We start from the raw sequence: 19158 nt of genomic DNA on the forward strand, positions 1-19158 counted from the left end.
CGTCGGCGCCCTCCGCCTCCCCCACACACCCGTGCCTCTTCGGTGCGTCGCTTCGGTTCCGGCCGATCCACCATGTGCCTCTCCTCTTGTCGACGGGTGGCGCGGACGGGCGTCGCCGCGTCGTGGCCGCCCAACCCCGCCCCAGGGCCTGACTACGCCTGCGCGAACGCCGTGACCGGTGACGCGGGCGCGGCCGTCCCGGCGGGGGGCGCGCCCACCGCGCGCCCCACGACCCGGCAGGCCCTGCCCAGCAACGCGGGCAGGGCCGGTCCCCGCAGGAAGAAGTGGTCACCGGCTACCGTGCGCCGCACCACCGGCCCCGCGCTGAAGCGCTCCCAGCCCGCCATCACCTCGGGCGGTGCCAGCGGGTCGGCATCGCCCGCGACGGCCAACAGCGGCACCGCGAACGGGCTGCCCGCCACCGGCCTGCGGGCGGCGCGGCGCAGGCTGTCGGCGAGCGTCAGGTCGTCGCGCAGCACCGGAAGCACCGCCCGGTGCCACAGACCTCCCGGGCGGGCGCCCTCGGGCACCACGCCCAGGGACTCCAGCAGGTCGACCAGTCCTTCGGGAGAGCGACGGCAGGCGTCCGCCAGCTCCGAAGGCCCGTCCGGTGGCGGGCAGGCACCCACCACGAGCAGCCCGGGCGTCCGCAGGCCCGCCTCGTGCAGGGCACGCGCCAGGGTGTAGGCGACCATCGCGCCGAGGCTGTGCCCGTAGAGCACGAACGGCCCGCTCGGCGCCCTGAAGCCGTCGAGCAGGTCGGCCAGCAGCGCCTGCTGTGTGGTCACGCGGGGCTCACGACGCCGGCGGTCCCGTCCGGGCAGCAGGTGCGCCACGGGCAGCGCGCCGGGGCCCAGCCGGGCCGGCCAGCCGTGGAACGCCGAGACCCCGGCCCCGGCGTGCGCGAAGCAGTGCAGTAGCACCGGCGGTGCATCAGGCATGGCTGGTCCCTTCCGATACGGCCGCGGCGACCGGCGTCCCGCCGGGTGGCCGGGGAGCGCTTCACACGTGTGCGGTCCAGCCTTGCCCGGTCGGCTCGAGCGGCACTCGGGCTTCCCCCTCTCGGCCCGTCGTCGTCCCTTGCGCGGTGCCCGGGGCCACACGCACCCCGCCACCGGCCGGCCCCCACAGCTCGAGAACGCTTGCACGACCGCTCGAAGCCAACTCGGGCACCGGCGCCCCCACCTCCCGGCCCCGGTTATCGTCCCCGTCGACAAGCCCGCCCCGGACCACCCGTCCTGGGCGAAACCCAGCCCTCCTCCTCACGCACACCGCACGATCCCCACCGCCGTCGACGTCGACGCCCGTCCCGTGCCGACATCAGGGAGCCTCGCCATGGAACTGCGCCTGTTCGTGTTCCACCACGCCGGTGGGTCCCACCTGACCTACCGTGACTGGCCGAGCCGCTTCCCCGCCACCTGGCAGGTGCGCCTGCTCGACGCCCCGGGCCGCGGCCTGCTCGCCGACCTCCCCGCCATCGGCGACGCCCACGAGCTGGTCGCCTGGTTCCACACCGAACTGCAGGGCGAACTCGACGCTCCTTTCGCCCTGTTCGGGCACAGCATGGGAGCCCTGATCGCCTACGAGCTGACCCGCCTGCTGCACGCACAGGGCCGCCCTCCCCTGTGGCTGGGCCTGTCCGCCCGGGGAGTTCCCCACTCAGGCCGCCACCGCACCGGCCGGCACCTGCTGTCCGACGCGGCCCTGCGGGACGAACTCGCCGCGATGGGCGGTACACCCGCCGACGTGCTCGACGACCCCGAACTGTGGGAGATGTTCTCCCCCGTCATCCGCGGCGACCTGGGTCTGGTGGACAGTTGGCGCCCACGACCGCAACCCGCGCCGCTGCCCGTGCCGCTGTCGGTCTACGGCGGGATCCACGACTCCCTCGTCCCCCCGCGCCACCTGCAAGGCTGGGCTCCCTACAGCACACATCACCTCGGGCTGCACCTGTTCCACGGCGGCCACTTCTACTTCCGGCCCGACCCCGGCGACCTGATCGGGCGGATCACCGGCGACATCCGCACCGCACTCGACCTGCCGACCCCGGCGCGGCAGTCATGACCGCCGCATCCCCCGCCCAGGTCCCGGCGAGCGGACCCGCTCCGAGTCCGGCCCAGGGCACGGCTGCGGACGCGGACGCGGACGCGGGCCAACGGACGTCCGGGCAGTACGAGTTCCGGCTGCCGGGGCCGGTGGAGCTCTATCACGGCCCCACCCACACCCTCCTCGTCCCGCCCGGATCGAAGCAGCGGGCTCTGCTGTCCGCGCTCGTCCTGCACGCCGGCCGGTTCCTGACCACGGACCGGATCACCGAAGAACTGTCGGACCGGCGCCCCCCGGCCAACCCCGCCAACGCCCTGCGGGCCCACATCGCCCGGCTGCGCCGTCTCCTGCCGCGCACCAGTGGGCACCGGTCCGGGCAGGGACAGGGGCAGGGGCACGAGTGGATCCACACCCGGTCCGCCGGTTACCTGCTCGACCTCGACGGCGCCACCACGCCCTGTCCCAGGCACACCTGAGCTGCGCCCGCCACCACGAGATCACCGGCGAACTGGAGAAACTCACCGCCGACCACCCACCCCCTGCGCGAACGCTTCTACGACCAGCTCATGACGGCCCTCCACCACAGCGGCCGCCGGGCCGAAGCCCTGAGCGTCCACGAACGCGCCCGCCACCGCCTCGGCGCCCTCACCAGCCGTCAACCCGCGGCGACCACCTGACTCACGCCGCCCACCGGAGTCCCGCCGCGCTCCTCAGGCCCCGCTGCCCGCCCCGGCCGGCACGCGCCCGCCCACCAGCTCCCTCAGGCCGGTCCGCGATGTCACCCGCACCTTGCGGTACACGTTGGTCAGATGCTGCTCGACCGTGCTGGGGGTCACGTGCAGCCGGGCCGCGATGGCCCGGTTGGTGCAGCCACCCGCCGCCAGCACGGCCACCCGCCGCTCCGAGCGGGTCAGCACCCTCAACGGATCCGCGTCGAAGGGCCCGTCCTCGGCCCCCACCGCCGGATCGGGCCCCTCGCCCAGGGCCCGCAGCGCCTGCGCCGCCGGCCGACGCCAGTCGACCACCTCGCCCACCCGCGCGCCCCAGCGCGCCGCCAGGTCCCGGCAGGCGTGGAAGTCCGCCAGCGCTGCCCGCGCCCGGCCGGCCCGAAGGCGATGCCGACCGCGTGCCAGCAGATAGTGCGCACCCACGCGCGAGTCGAACATCGCGTCCGGTACCGGCACCCGCAACATCCGCTCCGCCTCCTCGTGCGCGCCCAGCGCCGTGGCCGCACACACCGCGGCGGACAGGGGCATACCCACCGCCACCCCCCAAGCAGACGGCGACAACAGCCCGAGCGCCCGCCGGGCCGACTCACCGCTCCTGTCGAAGGATCCGACCCGTGCGTGCACCACGGCCGCCACCGCGTGCGCCACGGCCCGGCGAGCCGGAGTGCCCCTCATCTCCTCCACACCGCCCGTCCACCCACACCACTGGGCCGCCCGGTCCGTCTCACCGGCGTACACCAAGGCCATCAGCAGGTCCGGGACCGCCGGCGCAGGCGCGTACCCCTGCACCAACGCATCCAGCACCACCTCGACGGCATCCACGTCCGGCGTCACGAGGGGCCCGCCCGCAACCGGCCACACGAACTCGGACGCGGCCCGCAGGTGCCGCGCCCCCGTGCCCCGCCCACGGGCCGCCGCATCCGGCACCACCTGTTCACGCCGGCCATGCCACAGCAACAGCCCGGCTACCCGGACCCGGCGCTCGACGTCCGCCGGCGGGGCCGCGGGCGAACCAGCACCCCGGCCACCGCCCTCCCCGCCGTTCACCTCACGTTCCAGCCACGGCAGGTGACGCATCACCAGCGCCGGATCGCTCTCCCACTCGGCGTCGGCAACCGCCGCCAGCATGTCCCCCTCCAGCGGCCCGCCCCCGCGGGCACGATGCGCGATGTGCAGGAACCGCACCGCCTGATGTGCCGCACCCGCCCGCAGCGCCGACCCGGCCGCCTCCACCAACACGGCCGCCGCCCAGGCGGGAAGCCCCCCGCCCCCGGCACCCGCCCCCATCTCGTCGGCACCGGAGGCGTCGGCGACCGCCAGGTGCACGGCCACCCGGGACGCCGCCGCCCCGGCGTCGTAGAGCACCTCGGCCGCGCGCGCGTGCAGCCGCCCGCTCTCCTCGGCGCTCAGCTGGTGAAGCACCGCGGCCAGCACCCCCGGATGGCGCAGCCGCCCACCCTCCAGCAAGCCGACGGCGTCAAGATGCTCCATGCGCCGCGACACGGTCCGCTCGGGCACGGCCAGGAGCCGCGCCAGCCGGGTCAAGGTGGCGTCCTCGCCCAGCACCGCGAGAGCGCCGGCCGTGGCCGCCACCGCCGTGCCCGCTCCACGCAGGCATGCGGCGACCGCAGCCCGGAAGGCCGTCCCGGCCACCGGCCGGAGCGACCGCAACGGCCCACAGTCACGCTGGTCGTCCAGCAGGCCGCGCAGCAGGCGCGGGTTGCCACCGGTGAAACCGTGCCAGAGCGGAGCCAGCCGCTCGGCCGTCACCGCGTCCATGCCACCCCCCGCCGGCTCGCACAGGAACTCCCCGACGCCGTCCTCGGACAGTGGCCGCAGCATCACCCGCACCCCGCGTGCCTGCCCCCACAGCTCCGTGAGCGGCAGCGACGACGCCGGCGGCTCGGACGACCGCCCAGCCAGCACCACCAACGCCTCGACGGCGGCCAGCCGCCCGCACACGTACAGCAGGGCGCGCGCGGAGGCCTCGTCGATGTGGTGCACGTCGTCCACCACCACGACCACCGGCCCGGACCGCACGGCCCGCAGAGCCTCGTACAGCACCTGCGGCCCCCCGGCTCCCGGCCCCAGATCCGTGCGCGCAGCCCCCGGCACGGTCAGGGGCCGGGTGCCGGTGCCGCTGAGCAGCTGTCCCACCACACCCAGCGGCAGGCCCTCCTCCGCCGGAGAGCCGCACGCGGACAGCACCAGCGCGCCCGCCTCGGCGGCCCGCGCGGCGAACGCCCTCAGCAGCGCACTCTTCCCGCACCCCGAGCTGCCCGACACCAGGGCGACGGCTCCCCCTGTACGTCCCGCGTCCGCCAGCAGTTCGCCCAGCAACCGCACCTCACCACGCCGCCCCACCGACACCGCCCCGCACCCCCCACCTCGCCGCGGACTGCATTCCACCGGGCCAGTCTCCACAGTGGCGTGAAAGGCCCTCTCGAACCGGACCACAGGCCCGCTCGAACCGGGCCCGCCGGTGCGTACGAGCCGAGGGGCTGCCGCCGCGCTCCCGTTGCGGGCCCTGGCGCCCCGGCGGAGACTGACCAGCAACAACGGCACTGCAGAAAGCCTCGGCTATGGGCGACTACGTGGACCTTCCCGGCGTCAGAACCTGGTATGAGACCGACGGCAGCGGCGATCCGCTGCTCATGCTGCACGGCGGCTTCTGCACGAACGAGACCTGGGGAGCGCAGCGCTCCGAGCTCGCGGCGCGGTTCCGCCTCTTCCTCCCCGAGCGGCGGGGGCACGGCCACACGGCCGACGTGGAGGGACCGCTCACGTACCAGGACATGGCGGACGACACCGTGGCCTTCCTCGACACGGTCGTCGGCGGTCCGGCCCACCTCGTCGGCTGGAGCGACGGTGGCGTCGTCGCCCTGCTCGTCGCCCTCGCCCGTCCCGACCTCGTACGCAGGGTCGTCGTCATCGGGACGAACTTCCGGCCGGCCGGGGAGTGCTGGGCCGCGCCCGCCATGCTGGACCGCATGACACCCGACAGCTCCGAGCTGGAGTTCTTCCGCGAGTTGTACGAACCGGTGGCGCCGGAAGGGCCGGGGCACTGGCCGGTCGTCGCACGCAAGGTGACCGACATGTGGCGCACCCAGCCCACACTGACCACCGACGACCTGGCGCGCATCGGTGCGCCGACTCTGGTCGTGGTCGGCGACGACGACCTGGTGACCCTCGAGCACACCGTCGCCCTGTACCGGGCTCTGCCCCGCTCGGAGCTCGCCGTCGTCCCCGGGACCTCGCACGTGGTCCCGCTGGAGAAGCCCGCCGCGGTCAATCACCTCGTCATCGAGCACCTCACCGCCGAACCGGTCGAGACGATGCTCCCCGTTCGCCGCGCCCCGGCGGCGTCCTCGCCGTCGGCGGACCGGCGTTCCGCGTAGGTGACGGCGGGATCCGGAGCGAGGGGCCTCGCAGCGCACGCGGCCGTTTGCCGGACCGGCAACAGAGCTGGCCGAGCCGGGGGGCGGTGGGCGACGGTGGATCCGTGACCGACGACATCGCAGCACGAACGTCCGCCTCCGGCTTCCCCGTGCGATCCGAGGGGTACGTCGGCGACCCCGCGGTCCGGGCGGAGTGGGACGACCGCTACGCCGAACGACGACAGCTGTGGAGCGGCCGGCCCAACGGCGCACTGGTGGCCGAGGCCGCCGGGCTCGCTCCCGGACGCGTACTCGACGTCGGCTGCGGCGAGGGGGCGGACGCCCTCTGGCTCGCGCGCGGCGGCTGGGACGTGACGGCGCTCGACGTCTCGGGCGTGGCGCTGGAGCGGGCGGCCGGACACGCACGGGACGCCGGCCTGTCCGTTCGCTGGGTACACGCCGCGCTCACCGAGGCCGTGCTCCCGCCGGCCTCCTTCGACCTGGTTTCCGCCCAGTATCCGGCCCTTTTGCGCACCCCTGACGCGGCCGCGGAGCGTGCCCTGCTCGCCGCCGTCGCTCCGGGCGGTGTGCTGCTGCTCGTGCACCACGCGGGGATGGAGACCCAGCAGGCGCACGACAGCGGATTCGACCCGGCCGACTACGTCTGGCCCCGGACGGTCGCCGCTCTGCTCGACGCCGACTGGTCGGTGGAGGTGGACGAGCGACGGCCGCGCGTCGCGCCCCCCGGCGGCGCCGGCGCGCATCACACGGACGACCTGGTCCTGCGGGTGCGTCGGCTGCGCTGAGGACGTCGCCGCCGGACGGGTCGCCGCCGGCGTCCCGGCCCCCGGGCGGATGCACGTCGAGGCCCGGCGCACGCCGGGGGCTCCAGGGGATGTCTGCCTCCTGGAGCCCTGGTGGTGAGTCGTGGCGGGCCGTCGGGTCACCCGACGACGGCGGCCTTCTCCGCGTGCTGCTTGGCGAGGTTGAGGGTCGCGGTGGAGTTGCGGCCGAGTGCCTGACGGATGTAGCGGCGGGCGTCCTCGAGGGTGCTGCCCGGGCCGAGGACGCGGGCGACGGCTTCCTCGCGGATGACGACGTGGTGGTGGGAGGTGACGGTGACGCCGGTCTCGTCGGGGACCACCGTCCACTCGCCGGTGTGCGCGTCCATGAGCGCGGGGGTCGCGGTCTGCTTGTAGACGATGCGGCCGGCGTCCGGGAAGCAGATGCGGATGGACTCGGTGGTGTGCGTGGAGCCGTCGGCCGTCAGGGTGTCCATGGCCATGATCTGGATGCCGGGAGTGGTCTCCGTCAGGTCCAGCCGGGTGACGTGGGGAACCAGCTCGGGCCAGTCGCCGACCCGGTGGAGGAAGTCGTAGACCGGCTCGGCGGGTCCGTCCACCCGTACCGAGTCACGGAAGGACAGCAGCAGACCGTCCAGCCGGCCCCACCGCTCGGCGAGGGCCTTGAGACGGCCGAGCTCGGCCCGGCTGTTGGTGTCCGTGGCCCGGTCGACCCAGGCGACGTCCTCGGGCCGGTCGTCCGCCACGGTGAAGTCGTGCAGCAGGGTCAGTCGCGAGGAGCCGGCGCCCAGTTCCTCCACGACCCACGTGCCGCCCATGCCGGTGAGCGGGGCCGCCGGAATCTCCTGGCGGAACTCGATGCGGCGCGCGGCCGCGTCCAGCGTCCGGCGCGAGGTCCAGGACTTGACCGCGCCGTTGGCGGTCGCCCACATGCGCAGCCGCTCGCTCGTCCCGTCGGACTCCAGCCGCTGCACGTGCACGTTCGGCGGGAAGAACAGCGGCCACCGCTCCGTGTCTGCGATGAACCCGTAGACGACCGCGGCCGGTGCGGCGATCTCCACGTCGTGCGATGTGCGGTGAACCTGTTCAGCCGACACCTTCACTACCTTCTCTCTTGGTCGTGACACTCAGAAGTTGCCCAGTCCGCCGCAGACGTTGAGGGCCTGCGCGGTGATCGAGGCGGCCGTCTCGGTGGCCAGGTAGCCGACGAGCCCGGCGACCTCCTCGGGGGTCGAGTAGCGGCCGAGCGGGATCTTGGCCTCGAACTGCTGCTGCACGTCCTCCTGCGTGGTGTCCCAGGCGGCGGCGTAGCCCTGGCGCACGCGCTCGGCCATGGGCGTCTCGACGTAGCCGGGGCAGACGGCGTTGACGGTGATGCCGGTGGGCGCCAGCTCCTTGCCGAGGGCCTTGGTGAAGCCGACGACGCCGTGCTTGGAGGCGCTGTAGGGGGCGCCCAGCACGACGCCCTGCTTGCCGGCGGTCGAGGCGATGTTGATGACGCGGCCGTAGGGCGCGTCGCTCATGCGGCCCTTCTTCAGCACCTCCCGGGTGAGCCGGAACACGCTGTTGAGGTTGGTGTCGATGACGTCGTCCCACAGCTCGTCGGAGAGGTCGGCCGTGGGCCCGCCACCGCTGCGCCCGGCGTTGTTCACCAGGATGCCGATCGGGCCGTACGTCTCGACAGCGGCGGCGACGAGCTCGGTCACCGATTCCGGGGAGCGGACGTCGGCCGCGATGCCGTCGGCGTCGATGCCCTCGGCGCGGAGGTCCTCGACGGTCTGCTTGACCTGCTGTCCCGTCCTCGCGCACAGGAAGACCCGGTGGCCCCGGCGGCCCAGCTCGCGGGCCACGGCCAGGCCGATGCCACTCGTCGCGCCGGTGATCAGTGCGGCGGGCCTCGTCGTTGTCGTCATCGGTTTCCTCCCATGAGCGCCTTGGTGACTTCGACGGTGTCCCGTGCCGCTCGAGGTGCGGCGGAAGGGCGCTCGACCGCCGCCGGGCCGCCGGTGCCGGTCCCCCCGCGGTGGTCCGCGCCACCGCCCCGGTCCGCGCGCCGGGGTGCCGGGGCGGGCGCCGCCGGTCGGCGGCTTGAGGGATCTTCCAACGGCATGCGACCGGGCCCACCCAGACTGGCGGGCGTTCAGACCGACCGGAGGAGACACCATGACGCTCGCACCCGAACTCGCCCAGAGCCCTGCCTGGGCCGCTTCCCTGCACGTGGAGGTCCAGCAGTTCTACGCGCACCAGATGCAGCTCCTGGACCTCGGCGAGGCCGAGCAGTGGGCCGGGACCTTCACCGAGGACGCCACCTTCGCGGTGCCGACCCTGCCCGAGCCGGTGCGCGGCCGTGCGGGGCTGATCGCGGCGACGAGCCGGGCCGCGGCCGAACTCGCCGCCGCCGGCCAGCGCCACCGTCACTTCATCGGCATGTTCGACGTCAGCCCCCGGCCCGACGGCGCGGTGGACGTCCGCTCCTACGCGATCGTGTACGCCTCGCAGATCGGTGGCGAGTCCCGGGTGCACCGCGTGTGCGTGTGCCAGGACGTCCTGGTGCGCCAGGACGGCGAGCTGCGGGTCCTCGCCCGCACGGTCACCCGCGACGACCTCGCCTGAGCCGCGCTCCACCGGCGCCCGGCCGCCTCTCCACCCCGGCCGGTCAGCCTCTGCCGAAAGAACCGACAGCCACCCGATGGGGGTTTCCCGACATGACGCAGACGACGATCGCCCGGCCGGAGGTATCGGCCCTTCAGCAGGCCGTCCAGGGCGCCGCTGACCGGCTCGTCGAGGCCGGAGCCGGAGGCGTGCAGTTCCGGGTCGCGCGGGGGGAGGAGTCCTTCGTGGTGACGTCCGGCATCGCGGAGCTGGGCACCGACCGTCCCGTTCCCGCCGACGGCCGCTTCCGCATCTCCTGCATCACCAAGCCCTTCGTGGCCGTCGTGGTGCTCCAGCTCGTCGCCGAGGGCAAGATCCACCTCGACCGCAGCGTCGAGAGCTACCTGCCCGGCCTGCTGCCGTACGGCGAGAAGATCACCATCCGCAACCTGATGCAGCACACCAGCGGCCTGTACAACTACATGGACTCGTTCCAGAAGCCCGGCGACCGCTTCCTGCGGGACCGGTACAAGCACTACGAGCCCGAGGACCTGATCGCCATCGCGGCCGCCAAGCCGCTGGAGTTCGAGCCGGGCACCAAGTTCGCCTACTGCAACACGAACTACTTCATCGTGGGCCTGCTCATCAAGAAGGTGACGGGCCGCTCGTACCGCGACGAGATCCGCGAGCGGGTCCTCGAGCCGCTCGCGCTGAACGAGACCGTGCTGCCCGGTGACGACCCGAACATCCCGGAGCCCCACGCGCGCGGTTACATGCAGATCGGCGGGGAGCCGGTGGACGTCACGCTGATGAACCCCTCCGAGGCCGGCTGCGCGGGCGAGATCATCTCCACCACCGCGGACCTGGACCGCTTCTTCTCGGCACTGTTCAGCGGCAAGCTGCTGAACGAGCCGGAGTTCACCGAGATGACCACCCCGCTGCCGCCCGAGATGATCGAGAACCTGCCGATGGGCATCGGCTACGGCCTGGGCATCATGAAGCTCGAGAACGACGACGACCTCGACCTGTGGGGCCACGGCGCGGGCATCCCCGGCTACGCCACCTTCGCGGCGACCACCCGTGACCTGAGCGCCCGGGTGCAGCTGTCGTTCACCATCGGCGACAAGGACTTCGGGCCGGACGCCGAGCAGGCCGTCATTCGTGGCGTCAACATCGCCCTGTGCTCGTGAGGTCGCGGTGACGAATTCCGTGGAGAAGGCCGTCATCGTCACGGGTGGCGGCACGGGAATCGGAGCGGCGACGGCCCGCGCATTCGCGGAGAGCGGCGCCCATGTGCTCGTGGTGGGCCGCAATGAGACCACCCTGAAGGAAACCGCGGACGGCCACGACCGCATTCGCGTTCTGGCGGCGGACGTACACGACCACGACGCACCCGAACTCATCGTTTCCACCGCGTTGCGCGAATTCGGACGGCTCGACGTCCTGGTGAACAACGCGGCCGTCACCGGATTCGCCTCCCTCGAGGGTCTGGACCGCGATTCCGTGCGCACCCAGCTCGGCACCAATCTGATCGCTCCGGTGTTCCTGACCCAGCGGGCGCTGGACGCTCTGGAGGCGACCGGCGGTGTCGTCGTCAACGTCGGTTCGGCGGGTTCGCTGGGCCGCCGGGCGTGGCCGGAGAACTCCGTCTACGGCATGGCCAAGGTCGCGCTGGACTTCCTGACCCGCACCTGGGCGGTGGAGCTGGCCCCGCGCGGCATCCGCTCGGTCGGCATCGCGCCGGGCGTCGTCGACACGGGTGTCGGCGTACGGGCGGGGATGCCTCCCGAGGCGTACGAGGCGTTTCTCGACGGGATGGCGAAGAGGGTCCCTTCGGGCAGGGTGGGCAGGCCGGAGGACATCGCCTGGTGGATCGTCCAGCTGACCCGTCCGGAGGCCGCCTACGCCAACGGCACGGTCCTGGCGGTGGACGGGGCGCTGTCGGTCACCTGACCGGGGCGGTGGCCGCCGTGGCCACGGGTTCGGCGGAACGCCCGGCTGGGGTCTCCCAGCCGGGCGTCGTGCGTGGCGGGCTGTTCGTTCCGGCCGGCCGGCAGTGCCCGGGCGGTGACCGCCGGACGGTGTCGTGCCCGCAGCACGGGGCGGCACCGCCCCGGTGACCGGTGGTGCCGCCCTGTTCGCGCGCGGGCTGACGTGTCGTCAGCCCGCGGTCGTTCTCCGTGTCGTCCTCGGTGTCGTCCTCGGGGTCGTCCTCGGGGTCGGTCGTGCTCTGGTCAGCGGGCGACCGTGGCCGTGACGTAGCGGACGGGGACGTCGATGTGGATCAGGCCGTCCTCACCGCGCAGGGCGTCGAGGGCCGTGATCAGCCGGGTACGCAGGGCGGCCGCCTCGTCGGCCGGCAGGTGCTGCCACAGCAGGCGCATGCCCTGGGTGTGGGACCAGTCGACCCACGCCTCGCCGGAGCGGGCCGTCATGTCCACCGACTCGTCGACGATGCGGACGTCGTCGAAGCCGGCCGTGCGCAGCGCGGCCGTCAGGTCCCGCGGATCCTCCAGCCAGGAGTGGAGCTGCCGCTGCAGCTGCTCGGGGTGCCAGGCGGCCGGCAGGTGGCTCAGCAGGGACATCGGGATCAGGCCGGTGAACAGCGGAGGCAGGAACGGGAAGGTGTCCCGTGTGAACACCGGGCTGGTGAACGCGATCCGGCCGCCGTCGCGCAGCAGTCCGGCGTAGCGGGCGAGCGCGGCCCGGGCGTCCGGCAGGAAGATCACGCTGTAGCTGCCCAGCACCAGGTCGAAGGAGCGGGCGGGCAGTTCGGGGTGCTCGCCGTCCATCACCCGCAGCTCGACGTTGCCGATGCCCTGGCGCTGCGCCTCGCGGCGGGCCTCCTCGACCATGGCCTCGGCGATGTCGATGCCGAGTGCGCTGCCGCCGGGGCCCAGCCGCTGCGCCGCCGGCAGCAGGGTGGCGCCCAGACCGCAGCCGACGTCGAGCAGCCGCCGGCCCGGGCGTGGGTCGGCGAATTCCACCAACCGCTTTCCCATGGGCGTGAAGAATTCCACACCGAGCCGGTCGTAGGCCGCTGCGGCGCCGTTGAAGGCGGCGGTGACTTTTGTCTTGTAGGTCGCTGTGTCCGTGTCCATGTGCCACATGCTGCGGCCCCCGTCACGCGGGAAGCTGGAGCATTCATCGAGGCTCACCGGACGGCGGACCCGAATTCCCCTGGAGAACGAGGGGAATTGACATTTCGTCCCTTGCCGGGCCGTACCTGCCGCCCACAGACTGTGGCCATTGACCCGCCATTCTTGGCGCCTGCCGTGGAGGAAATTCGATGAGCGAGCAGATAGCTGCGGTACGCCGCATGATCGATGCGTACAACACCGGTGAGACCGCGGACGTCGCGGAGTACATCCACCCGGAATACCTCAACCCGGCGACGATGGAACACATGGACCTGCGCGGTCCGGACTCCTTCGCGATGGCGGTCAAGTGGCTGCGCATGACCTTCTCCGAGGAGGCGCACCTGGAGGAGGTGCTGCTGGAGGAGCGCGGCGACTGGGTGCGCGCGAACCTCGTCCTGTACGGCCGGCACGTCGGGGAGCTGGTCGGCATGGCGCCGACCGGGCGCCGCTTCTCCGGTGAGCAGATCCACCTCATCCGCTTCGTCGACGGCAAGATCCGCGACCACCGCGACTGGCCCGACTACCAGGGCACGTACCGTCAGCTCGGCTCGCCGTGGCCGGAGCCGCAGGGCTGGAGGGCCTGATCATGATTCTCGTCACCGGAGCGACGGGCAAGGTCGGCCGCGAGGCCGTCGAGCAGCTCACCGCCCAGGGCCGCCGGGTCAGGGCGCTCAGCAGGAAGCCCGAGGAGGCGGGCCTGCCCGAGGGTGTGGAGGTGGTGGCCGGCAGTCCGGCCGACCCGGCATCGCTGACCGCGGCCTTCGCCGGCGTCACCTCGGCACTGGTGGTGCTCTCCGGCGACGTGGCCGGGGAAGCCCGCAACGTCGCCAAGGCCGCCGCGGCCGCGCACGTCGAGCACATCGTGTTCCTGTCCTCGGCGAGCGTGCTGCACCCGCTGCCGCACGGCATCGCCGACGAGCACCGGGCCGCCGAGGAGGCGATCACGGAGTCCGGCGTCGCCACCACGTTCCTGCGTCCCGGCCCGTTCCACGCCAACACCGCGTGGTGGGTCGGGACCGTCCGCGAGAGCGGCTCGGTGCGCTGCTGGATCGGCAACAACCCCGGCGCGCCGATCGACGAGTACGACATCGCCTCCGCCGCCGTCGCCGCGCTCACCGAGGACGGCCACCGGGGCGAGGCGTACGTCCTGACCGGCGGCGAGATCCTCACCTCCGAGGAGCAGGCCCGCATCCTGGGCGATGTCCTGGGGCGTCGCCTGGACTTCTCCGTGGCGCCGCAGGAGGAGGTCGTCGAGGTCTTCGCCGGCATCACCGGCGACCGCCCGGCGGCCGTGACCAACGTGGCCGCGCTGCACAGCCCCGACGTGCCGTGGGCCACGCCCACGACGGCTGTGAAGGACCTCACCGGCCGCGACCCCCGTCCGTACCGTGCCTGGGCGGCCGCCAACGCCGCGCCGCTGTTCGGCTGAGGAAAGGCGAACGACATGACGACGACCGAGGCGAACGGCCCGATCCTGGTGATCGGGGCCACCGGCCTCCAGGGCGGCGCCACCGCACGGGAACTGGTGCGGCGCGGCCGGGACACGGCCGCGCTGGTGCGTGACCCGCAGTCCGAGGCGGCCCGCGCGCTGGCCGCGCTCGGCGTGCGGCTGGTCACCGGCGACCTGGACGACGAGGCGTCGCTGCGCGCGGCCATGGAGGGTGCGCACGGGGTGTTCTCCGTGCAGAACTTCATGACCCCCAAGGGTCTGGGCGGCGAGGTCCGCCAGGGCCGGGCGGTGGCCCGGGCGGCGAAGGCCACCGGGATCGCCCATGTGGTGTACAGCTCGGTGGGCGGCGCCGAACGAGGCAGCGGCGTGCCGCACTTCGACTCCAAGCGGCACATCGAGCGGTACCTGGAGGAGCTGGGCGTGCCGACGACGGTGCTGCGCCCGACGTTCTTCATGGACAACTTCGCCGCGCACGGTCCGCGGAACGTCGACGGCACGCTGGTGGTGCAGCTGGCGCTGAAGCCGGACACGCGGGTGCAGTTCATCGCCGTGGACGACATCGGCTACTTCGCCGCCGAGGCCTTCGACCGGCCGCAGGAGTACCTGGGGCGGGCCGTGGAACTGGCGGGAGACGAGCTGACGGCGACCGCGATCGCCGAGGCGTTCTCCGCCCGCAGCGGCCTGCCGGCCCGCTTCGAGGAGCTGCCCCTGGACGCGGTGGCCGCCAACCCGTACATCCCGAACGGCCCGGAGATCGCCCTGATGTTCGAGTGGTTCCAGGAGCACGGCTACCGCGCGGACATCCCCGCGCTGCGTGCCGCGCATCCGGCGCTCCAGACGTTCGCCACGTATCTGAAGGGCATCGACGTCTGACGCTTGCGTCACGCGCGAACGCCGGCGGCCCTCCCCCAGGGGGAGGGCCGCCGGCGTTCACGTCACCCGTTCAGGCGCGGCAGGTGGGCAGCCCGCCGTGGTAGGCGGTCATCTCCCGGAACAGCGCCGGGACGTCCAGTGCCTCGCCCGGCGCCGCGCCGCGTTCCTCCGCGTAGGCCCGGTGCAGGTTCGGCACCAGCCGCTCGGCGTCCAGCAAGCCGCCGAAAGGCCCCGGTCCGGCGGCGCGGGCCAGTTCCAGGGGGCTCGCCCCGTCGGCCACCCCCTGCCGGGCGAGGTCGCGCAGCCAGTGGAAGTAGGCCTCGTCGGCGTCGAGCACCTCGGCGCCGCCGACCGGTCCGTGGCCGGGCACGATCACGAGCGGGTCCAGGCGGCGCATGCGCTCCAGGGCGTCCAGGGACCCGCCGACCGAGCCCATCAGGCAGAACGGCGTCACCCCGGACATCACCAGGTCGCCGGTGAACAGCACCCGCTGCTCGGGCAGCCACACCGCGGTGTCGTTGGTGGTGTGCGCGGCCGGGCCCATGTGCAGCAGTTCCACTCGTACGCCGCCGGCGTGCAGGGTGAGGGTGTCGCGGAAGGTGACCTCGGGCAGGGCGAGTTGGATGTCGCCCCAGCACACGTCCGGCCACAGCGACGTCAGGTGCAGTCCGGCGGCCGCCATGTCCGAGCGTGTCTTCTCGTGCGCGACGACGACGGCCTCCGGGAAGAGGTGGTTGCCGAAGGTGTGGTCGCCGTGGAAGTGCGTGTTGACCAGCGTGCGCGGTGGCGTGCCCGCCACGCGCAGCACCTCCTCGCGCAGCCGCCGCGCACGGGCCTCGGTCGCCGCGGTGTCGACGAGCACGCCGCGGCCGTCGTCACCGGCGACCAGGCCCGCGTTGTTCAGGCACCAGCCGCCGTCGGGCTGCACGAAGGCGTGCACCCCGTCGGCGACCTCGGTCAACTCCCCCACGAGGCCGGCGGCGGTGCTCACAGCACGTCCGAGGGGACGAAGCCCAGCTCCTTGAGCATCGGCAGGTAGTTGAACACGTCGTAGTGCTCGATGATCCGGCCGGCGTCGTCGAAACGCAGCTCCTCCAGCATGAACCAGGTGACCTTCTTGCCGGTCGGGGCCTTGCCCATGAACTCGCCCAGGTGGGTGGCCGTCACGGTGATCCGCAGGATCACCCGGTCGCCCTCGGAGACGGCGCTTCTGACGTCCAGGTGCAGGTCGGGGAAGGCGGCGAGGCCGCCCTGCATCGCCCCGATCATCTGCTGGGTGTCGACGGGACGGTCCTCGGAGAAGTGCCGGATGTCCGGCGCCCAGTGCTTGATGATGCCGTCCAGCTCCCAGCGGTTCCAGGCGGCGGCGCAGTCGAGCGCGATCTGCTTGTTGCGCTCCTGGACGGACGGCTCGGTCAGTGTCGTGGTCATGATGGGTCCTTCGTGATCGTGGGGTGAGGGCGACGAGGGCCGGGGACGTTCAGGGAAGCAGGACGTGCTTGCCGACGGACCGCCCGTCCAGCAGCTCCCGCAGCGCGGTGGCGGCCCCGTCCAGGGGGTGCCGGCCGGCGATCTGGGGCTTCAGCACGCCCTCGGCCAGCAGCTCGTACAGGGCGTCCAGAGCGGTGTTGAAGGCCGTGCCCGGCTTGACGTAGTACATCGTCATCCGCCGCCCGCCCGTCAGGCCCAGCAGGCGTGCCACGAAGCGCCGGCCCGTGCGCACCAGTGCCGGGACGTGCGGGCGGAACCACTGCCCCGGCCGGTATCCGGCGACGGAGGAGTCGAACGACACCAGCGTGCCGCCCTCGGCGAGCATCGCCCAGCCGGCGTCGAGGCCCCGGCCGCCGATGTGGTCGAAGACGGCCGCCACACCCTGCGGCGCCAGCTCGCGCACCGCGGCCGTCAGGTCGGGCGTGCGGTAGTCGAGCGGCTCGGCGCCCAGCGCGCGTACGGCGTCGTGCTTGGCGGGCGACGCGGTGCCGATGACCCGCAGGCCGCGGTGGACGGCGAGCTGGGTCAGCAGGGTGCCCACGCCGCCGCTCGCGCCGTGCACCAGCACGGTGTCGCCGGGGGCCAGGCCGGTCAGCCGGTCCAGCATCTGGTAGGCGGTCACCCCGTTGGTGACCAGGGCCACCGCCTCGGCCGCGTCCAGCTCCTCGGGCACCGGGGCCAGGTCCTTGGCGGCGGTCTCGACGTACTCCTGCCAGGCACCGTAGCGGGGCATGGCGGCGACCCGGTCCCCGGTGCGCCACCCGGTGACGCCCTCCCCGACCTCGGTGATCCGTCCCACCAGGTCGTAGCCGGGCACGAAGGGGAACCCGGGCGGGAAGGGATGCAGGTGCTGCAGCATCTGCACCTCGGCGAACGACACGCCCGCCGCCTCGACGCGCACCACCACCTTGCCGCGGCCCGCCGAGGGGGCCGCCTCGCGGGCGGTGACGAGCCGCTCCTCGGGCCTGCCGCTGCCCGTCATGGTGACCTTCGCGCCGCTGAGCGCGGTGCCGAGGCCGGCGTCGGCGGTCATGCGGCCACCTCCTCGGCCACGGGGGCGAAGTCGGCGGCGTGGTCGGCCGCCCACTGGGCGAAGGTCCGCGCGGGCACGCCGGTGACACGCTCGACGGTGTCCAGGACCGCGGGCGGGTTGACCGTCGCGTCGGCCAGGTAGCCCAGCACCATCTCCACGACCGGCGCCGGCATGGCCCGGCCCATCAGCTCACGGGCCTGGTCGGGTGTGATCTCCTCGAAGCGGATCTCGCGCCCCAGCGCACCGGAGAGGGCACGCACCTGGTCGGCCTGGGTGATCGCCTCCGGCCCGGTGAGCACGTACGCCCTGCCCGCGTGCCCGTCCTCGAGCAGCGCGGTCACCGCGACGGCGGCGACGTCCGCCTCGTGGATCAGGACGCGCGGGGCGTTGCCGTACGGGGCGCGCACCACGCCCTCGGCACGGACGGAGTGGCCCCACTTCCACAGGACGTTGGTGGCGAATTCGTCGGGGCGCACGAACGTCCAGTCGATGCCGGACTCCTCCACGGCCCGTTCCACGGTGCGGTGGTGCTCACCGCTGTGGTTGTCGCCCGACTCGTCCAGTACGGAGGACGAGGACAGCACGACGATGCGCCGCACCCCGGCCTCCTTGGCGGCCGCGACGACCTCGCGGCTCGTCTCCGGGACCGGGAAGAGATAGAGGCGCTCCACCCCGTGCAGCGCCGCGCGCAGCGTGTCGGGGCGGGTGAGGTCGCCCTCGAAGACGTCCACACCCTCGGGAAGCCCGGCGGTGGCCGGATTCCTGGTCAGCGCCCGCACCGCGGCGCCCGCGGCCACGAGCCGCCCGACCACATGACGGCCCACCGATCCTGTCGCACCTGTCACGAGAATTGTCACGCCTGCTCCACGAGTTCGTCGGTCAGTGAGTGGTGCCCAGCGTCGGGAACGCCGCTGGAGGATGCCCGGAGAGGCGGTCGACCGCCTCGACCCCGCCTCGAGCGGAAGGGGGAACGATGGCAACGGCCACCACATCCCACAGGACATGAAGGCGAGGCAGCGTTTTGTCCGCTCCCACGACCACGCCCGGAAAGACCGGGCAGCAGGCCGCCCGGAAGAAGAAGAGATTCGAACTGAGCCGCCGGGGCCGCAAGTTGACCCTGGCCGTCCACGTCGTCACGTCCGTCGGCTGGGTCGGCCTGTCGCTGTCCATGGCCGTCCTAGCCCTCATGGGATTCACCACGGACGACGCGGCGGTCGCCAAGGGCGTGTACTACGCCATGTACGTGTTCGACGACACCAGCGTCACGGTGTTCAGCGTGACCGCGTCGATCTCCGGCATCCTGCTGTCCTGCGGCACGGCCTGGGGTCTGCTGCTGCACTGGTGGATCGTCGCCAAGTGGGTCATCACCCTGTTCATGACGATCTTCGCGTGGTTCGTCATCCACCCGATCGTCATGAAGGCCACCGAGAACACGGCCGAGGCCGGCGGTGCGCCCCCGAACCCGGGCTGGCCGGCCGACTTCCTGGTGTGGAGCGTTCCCGCGCTGTTCGTGCTGCTCACCGCGGCGGCGGTCATCTCCGTCTACAAACCCTGGGGCCGCACGGCCCGCGGCCGCCGCGCCACGGCCCGCCCCCGCCGCACCTGACGCGACCGGCCCGTCCCGG

The 19158-nt window shown here is 73.1% G+C and carries 21 protein-coding genes; 12 read left to right on the forward strand and 9 right to left on the reverse strand.

What is annotated here, in order from left to right; translation table 11 throughout:
- Window positions 1-152 precede the first annotated feature (152 nt).
- Window positions 153-941: a thioesterase II family protein gene (locus Q5694_RS29990; protein WP_333936605.1), complete on the reverse strand. Its 789-nt coding sequence runs from the start codon at window positions 939-941 to the stop codon at window positions 153-155.
- Window positions 942-1335: 394 nt separating this feature from the next.
- On the opposite strand from Q5694_RS29990, the gene Q5694_RS29995 reads away from it, so the two are divergent.
- The 3 genes from Q5694_RS29995 to Q5694_RS30005 all read left to right on the forward strand — a co-directional run bounded on the left by Q5694_RS29995 (window position 1336) and on the right by Q5694_RS30005 (window position 2723).
- On the forward strand, window positions 1336-2064 hold the full coding sequence (locus tag Q5694_RS29995; RefSeq protein ID WP_333936606.1) for a thioesterase II family protein: 729 nt from the start codon (window positions 1336-1338) through the stop codon (window positions 2062-2064).
- Complete coding sequence (locus Q5694_RS30000) at window positions 2061-2522, forward strand: AfsR/SARP family transcriptional regulator (protein ID WP_333936607.1); 462 nt, start codon at window positions 2061-2063, stop codon at window positions 2520-2522. The genes Q5694_RS29995 and Q5694_RS30000 overlap by 4 nt, the downstream gene beginning before the upstream one ends.
- Window positions 2523-2585: 63 nt before the next feature.
- On the forward strand, window positions 2586-2723 hold the full coding sequence (locus tag Q5694_RS30005) for a BTAD domain-containing putative transcriptional regulator (RefSeq protein ID WP_443040971.1): 138 nt from the start codon (window positions 2586-2588) through the stop codon (window positions 2721-2723).
- Between the two features lie 33 nt (window positions 2724-2756).
- Here the strand turns inward: Q5694_RS30005 and Q5694_RS30010 are convergent, their stop codons facing one another.
- On the reverse strand, window positions 2757-5144 hold the full coding sequence (locus tag Q5694_RS30010) for a helix-turn-helix transcriptional regulator (RefSeq protein WP_333936610.1): 2388 nt from the start codon (window positions 5142-5144) through the stop codon (window positions 2757-2759).
- Window positions 5145-5356: 212 nt separating this feature from the next.
- On the opposite strand from Q5694_RS30010, the gene Q5694_RS30015 reads away from it, so the two are divergent.
- Window positions 5357-6172 carry an alpha/beta fold hydrolase gene (locus Q5694_RS30015; RefSeq protein ID WP_333936611.1) on the forward strand — a complete coding sequence of 272 codons (816 nt, stop codon included), beginning with the start codon at window positions 5357-5359 and terminating at the stop codon, window positions 6170-6172.
- A 104-nt stretch (window positions 6173-6276) separates the two neighbouring features.
- Window positions 6277-6957, forward strand: a complete 681-nt coding sequence (locus tag Q5694_RS30020; RefSeq protein WP_333936612.1) for a class I SAM-dependent methyltransferase — start codon at window positions 6277-6279, stop codon at window positions 6955-6957.
- 137 nt (window positions 6958-7094) lie between these two features.
- Here the strand turns inward: Q5694_RS30020 and Q5694_RS30025 are convergent, their stop codons facing one another.
- The gene (locus Q5694_RS30025) at window positions 7095-8051 is read right to left on the reverse strand and encodes an aromatase/cyclase (protein ID WP_333936614.1); all 957 of its coding nucleotides are present in this window, start codon (window positions 8049-8051) and stop codon (window positions 7095-7097) included.
- Between the two features lie 30 nt (window positions 8052-8081).
- On the reverse strand, window positions 8082-8867 hold the full coding sequence (fabG, locus tag Q5694_RS30030) for a 3-oxoacyl-ACP reductase FabG (protein WP_333936615.1): 786 nt from the start codon (window positions 8865-8867) through the stop codon (window positions 8082-8084).
- A gap of 250 nt (window positions 8868-9117) precedes the next feature.
- Between fabG and Q5694_RS30035 the strand changes: the two genes are divergently transcribed.
- The 3 genes from Q5694_RS30035 to Q5694_RS30045 all read left to right on the forward strand — a co-directional run bounded on the left by Q5694_RS30035 (window position 9118) and on the right by Q5694_RS30045 (window position 11499).
- Entirely contained in the window at window positions 9118-9567 is a 450-nt protein-coding gene (locus tag Q5694_RS30035) for a nuclear transport factor 2 family protein (protein WP_333936616.1), read from the forward strand.
- Between the two features lie 92 nt (window positions 9568-9659).
- On the forward strand, window positions 9660-10736 hold the full coding sequence (locus tag Q5694_RS30040; RefSeq protein ID WP_333936617.1) for a serine hydrolase domain-containing protein: 1077 nt from the start codon (window positions 9660-9662) through the stop codon (window positions 10734-10736).
- Between the two features lie 7 nt (window positions 10737-10743).
- Entirely contained in the window at window positions 10744-11499 is a 756-nt protein-coding gene (locus Q5694_RS30045) for an SDR family NAD(P)-dependent oxidoreductase (protein ID WP_333936618.1), read from the forward strand.
- A 281-nt stretch (window positions 11500-11780) separates the two neighbouring features.
- On the opposite strand, the gene Q5694_RS30050 is transcribed toward Q5694_RS30045, so the two are convergent.
- Window positions 11781-12647, reverse strand: a complete 867-nt coding sequence (locus Q5694_RS30050) for a class I SAM-dependent methyltransferase (RefSeq protein ID WP_333936620.1) — start codon at window positions 12645-12647, stop codon at window positions 11781-11783.
- A 188-nt stretch (window positions 12648-12835) separates the two neighbouring features.
- Here Q5694_RS30050 and Q5694_RS30055 point away from each other — a divergent pair, with 188 nt between their 5' ends.
- Genes Q5694_RS30055 through Q5694_RS30065 form a run of 3 tightly spaced genes read left to right on the forward strand, consistent with a single transcriptional unit; the run spans window position 12836 to window position 15009 of the window.
- Entirely contained in the window at window positions 12836-13270 is a 435-nt protein-coding gene (locus Q5694_RS30055) for an ester cyclase (RefSeq protein ID WP_333936621.1), read from the forward strand.
- Window positions 13240-14115: an NAD(P)H-binding protein gene (locus tag Q5694_RS30060; RefSeq protein ID WP_333936622.1), complete on the forward strand. Its 876-nt coding sequence runs from the start codon at window positions 13240-13242 to the stop codon at window positions 14113-14115. The genes Q5694_RS30055 and Q5694_RS30060 overlap by 31 nt, the downstream gene beginning before the upstream one ends.
- Before the next feature lie 15 nt (window positions 14116-14130).
- On the forward strand, window positions 14131-15009 hold the full coding sequence (locus Q5694_RS30065; RefSeq protein ID WP_333936623.1) for an NmrA/HSCARG family protein: 879 nt from the start codon (window positions 14131-14133) through the stop codon (window positions 15007-15009).
- A gap of 70 nt (window positions 15010-15079) precedes the next feature.
- On the opposite strand, the gene Q5694_RS30070 is transcribed toward Q5694_RS30065, so the two are convergent.
- From Q5694_RS30070 to Q5694_RS30085, 4 genes are read right to left on the reverse strand one after another with little or no spacing between them, the layout of a single operon-like run.
- Entirely contained in the window at window positions 15080-16000 is a 921-nt protein-coding gene (locus Q5694_RS30070; RefSeq protein WP_333936624.1) for an MBL fold metallo-hydrolase, read from the reverse strand.
- On the reverse strand, window positions 15997-16440 hold the full coding sequence (locus Q5694_RS30075) for an ester cyclase (protein WP_333936625.1): 444 nt from the start codon (window positions 16438-16440) through the stop codon (window positions 15997-15999). The genes Q5694_RS30070 and Q5694_RS30075 overlap by 4 nt, the downstream gene beginning before the upstream one ends.
- A gap of 49 nt (window positions 16441-16489) precedes the next feature.
- Window positions 16490-17533 carry a zinc-binding dehydrogenase gene (locus tag Q5694_RS30080; protein WP_333936626.1) on the reverse strand — a complete coding sequence of 348 codons (1044 nt, stop codon included), beginning with the start codon at window positions 17531-17533 and terminating at the stop codon, window positions 16490-16492.
- Window positions 17530-18378 (reverse strand): NAD(P)H-binding protein, encoded by an 849-nt coding sequence (locus tag Q5694_RS30085; protein WP_443040969.1) that lies wholly within the window; start codon window positions 18376-18378, stop codon window positions 17530-17532. The genes Q5694_RS30080 and Q5694_RS30085 overlap by 4 nt, the downstream gene beginning before the upstream one ends.
- 176 nt (window positions 18379-18554) lie before the next feature.
- On the opposite strand from Q5694_RS30085, the gene Q5694_RS30090 reads away from it, so the two are divergent.
- Window positions 18555-19139 carry a DUF2269 domain-containing protein gene (locus Q5694_RS30090; protein WP_333936628.1) on the forward strand — a complete coding sequence of 195 codons (585 nt, stop codon included), beginning with the start codon at window positions 18555-18557 and terminating at the stop codon, window positions 19137-19139.
- Window positions 19140-19158 lie beyond the last annotated feature (19 nt).

The organism is Streptomyces sp. AHA2, from assembly GCF_036857595.1.
In the GTDB taxonomy this organism is placed as follows: domain Bacteria; phylum Actinomycetota; class Actinomycetes; order Streptomycetales; family Streptomycetaceae; genus Streptomyces.

Coding starts and splice junctions, on each gene's coding strand:
- Q5694_RS30055 (WP_333936621.1), top strand. CDS start 12,836: ATGAGCGAGCAGATAGCTGCGGTACGCCGCATGATCGATGCGTACAAC.
- Q5694_RS30080 (WP_333936626.1), bottom strand. CDS start 17,533: ATGACCGCCGACGCCGGCCTCGGCACCGCGCTCAGCGGCGCGAAGGTC.
- Q5694_RS30000 (WP_333936607.1), top strand. CDS start 2,061: ATGACCGCCGCATCCCCCGCCCAGGTCCCGGCGAGCGGACCCGCTCCG.
- Q5694_RS29995 (WP_333936606.1), top strand. CDS start 1,336: ATGGAACTGCGCCTGTTCGTGTTCCACCACGCCGGTGGGTCCCACCTG.
- Q5694_RS30040 (WP_333936617.1), top strand. CDS start 9,660: ATGACGCAGACGACGATCGCCCGGCCGGAGGTATCGGCCCTTCAGCAG.
- Q5694_RS30075 (WP_333936625.1), bottom strand. CDS start 16,440: ATGACCACGACACTGACCGAGCCGTCCGTCCAGGAGCGCAACAAGCAG.
- Q5694_RS29990 (WP_333936605.1), bottom strand. CDS start 941: ATGCCTGATGCACCGCCGGTGCTACTGCACTGCTTCGCGCACGCCGGG.
- Q5694_RS30015 (WP_333936611.1), top strand. CDS start 5,357: ATGGGCGACTACGTGGACCTTCCCGGCGTCAGAACCTGGTATGAGACC.
- fabG (WP_333936615.1), bottom strand. CDS start 8,867: ATGACGACAACGACGAGGCCCGCCGCACTGATCACCGGCGCGACGAGT.
- Q5694_RS30050 (WP_333936620.1), bottom strand. CDS start 12,647: ATGGACACGGACACAGCGACCTACAAGACAAAAGTCACCGCCGCCTTC.
- Q5694_RS30065 (WP_333936623.1), top strand. CDS start 14,131: ATGACGACGACCGAGGCGAACGGCCCGATCCTGGTGATCGGGGCCACC.
- Q5694_RS30035 (WP_333936616.1), top strand. CDS start 9,118: ATGACGCTCGCACCCGAACTCGCCCAGAGCCCTGCCTGGGCCGCTTCC.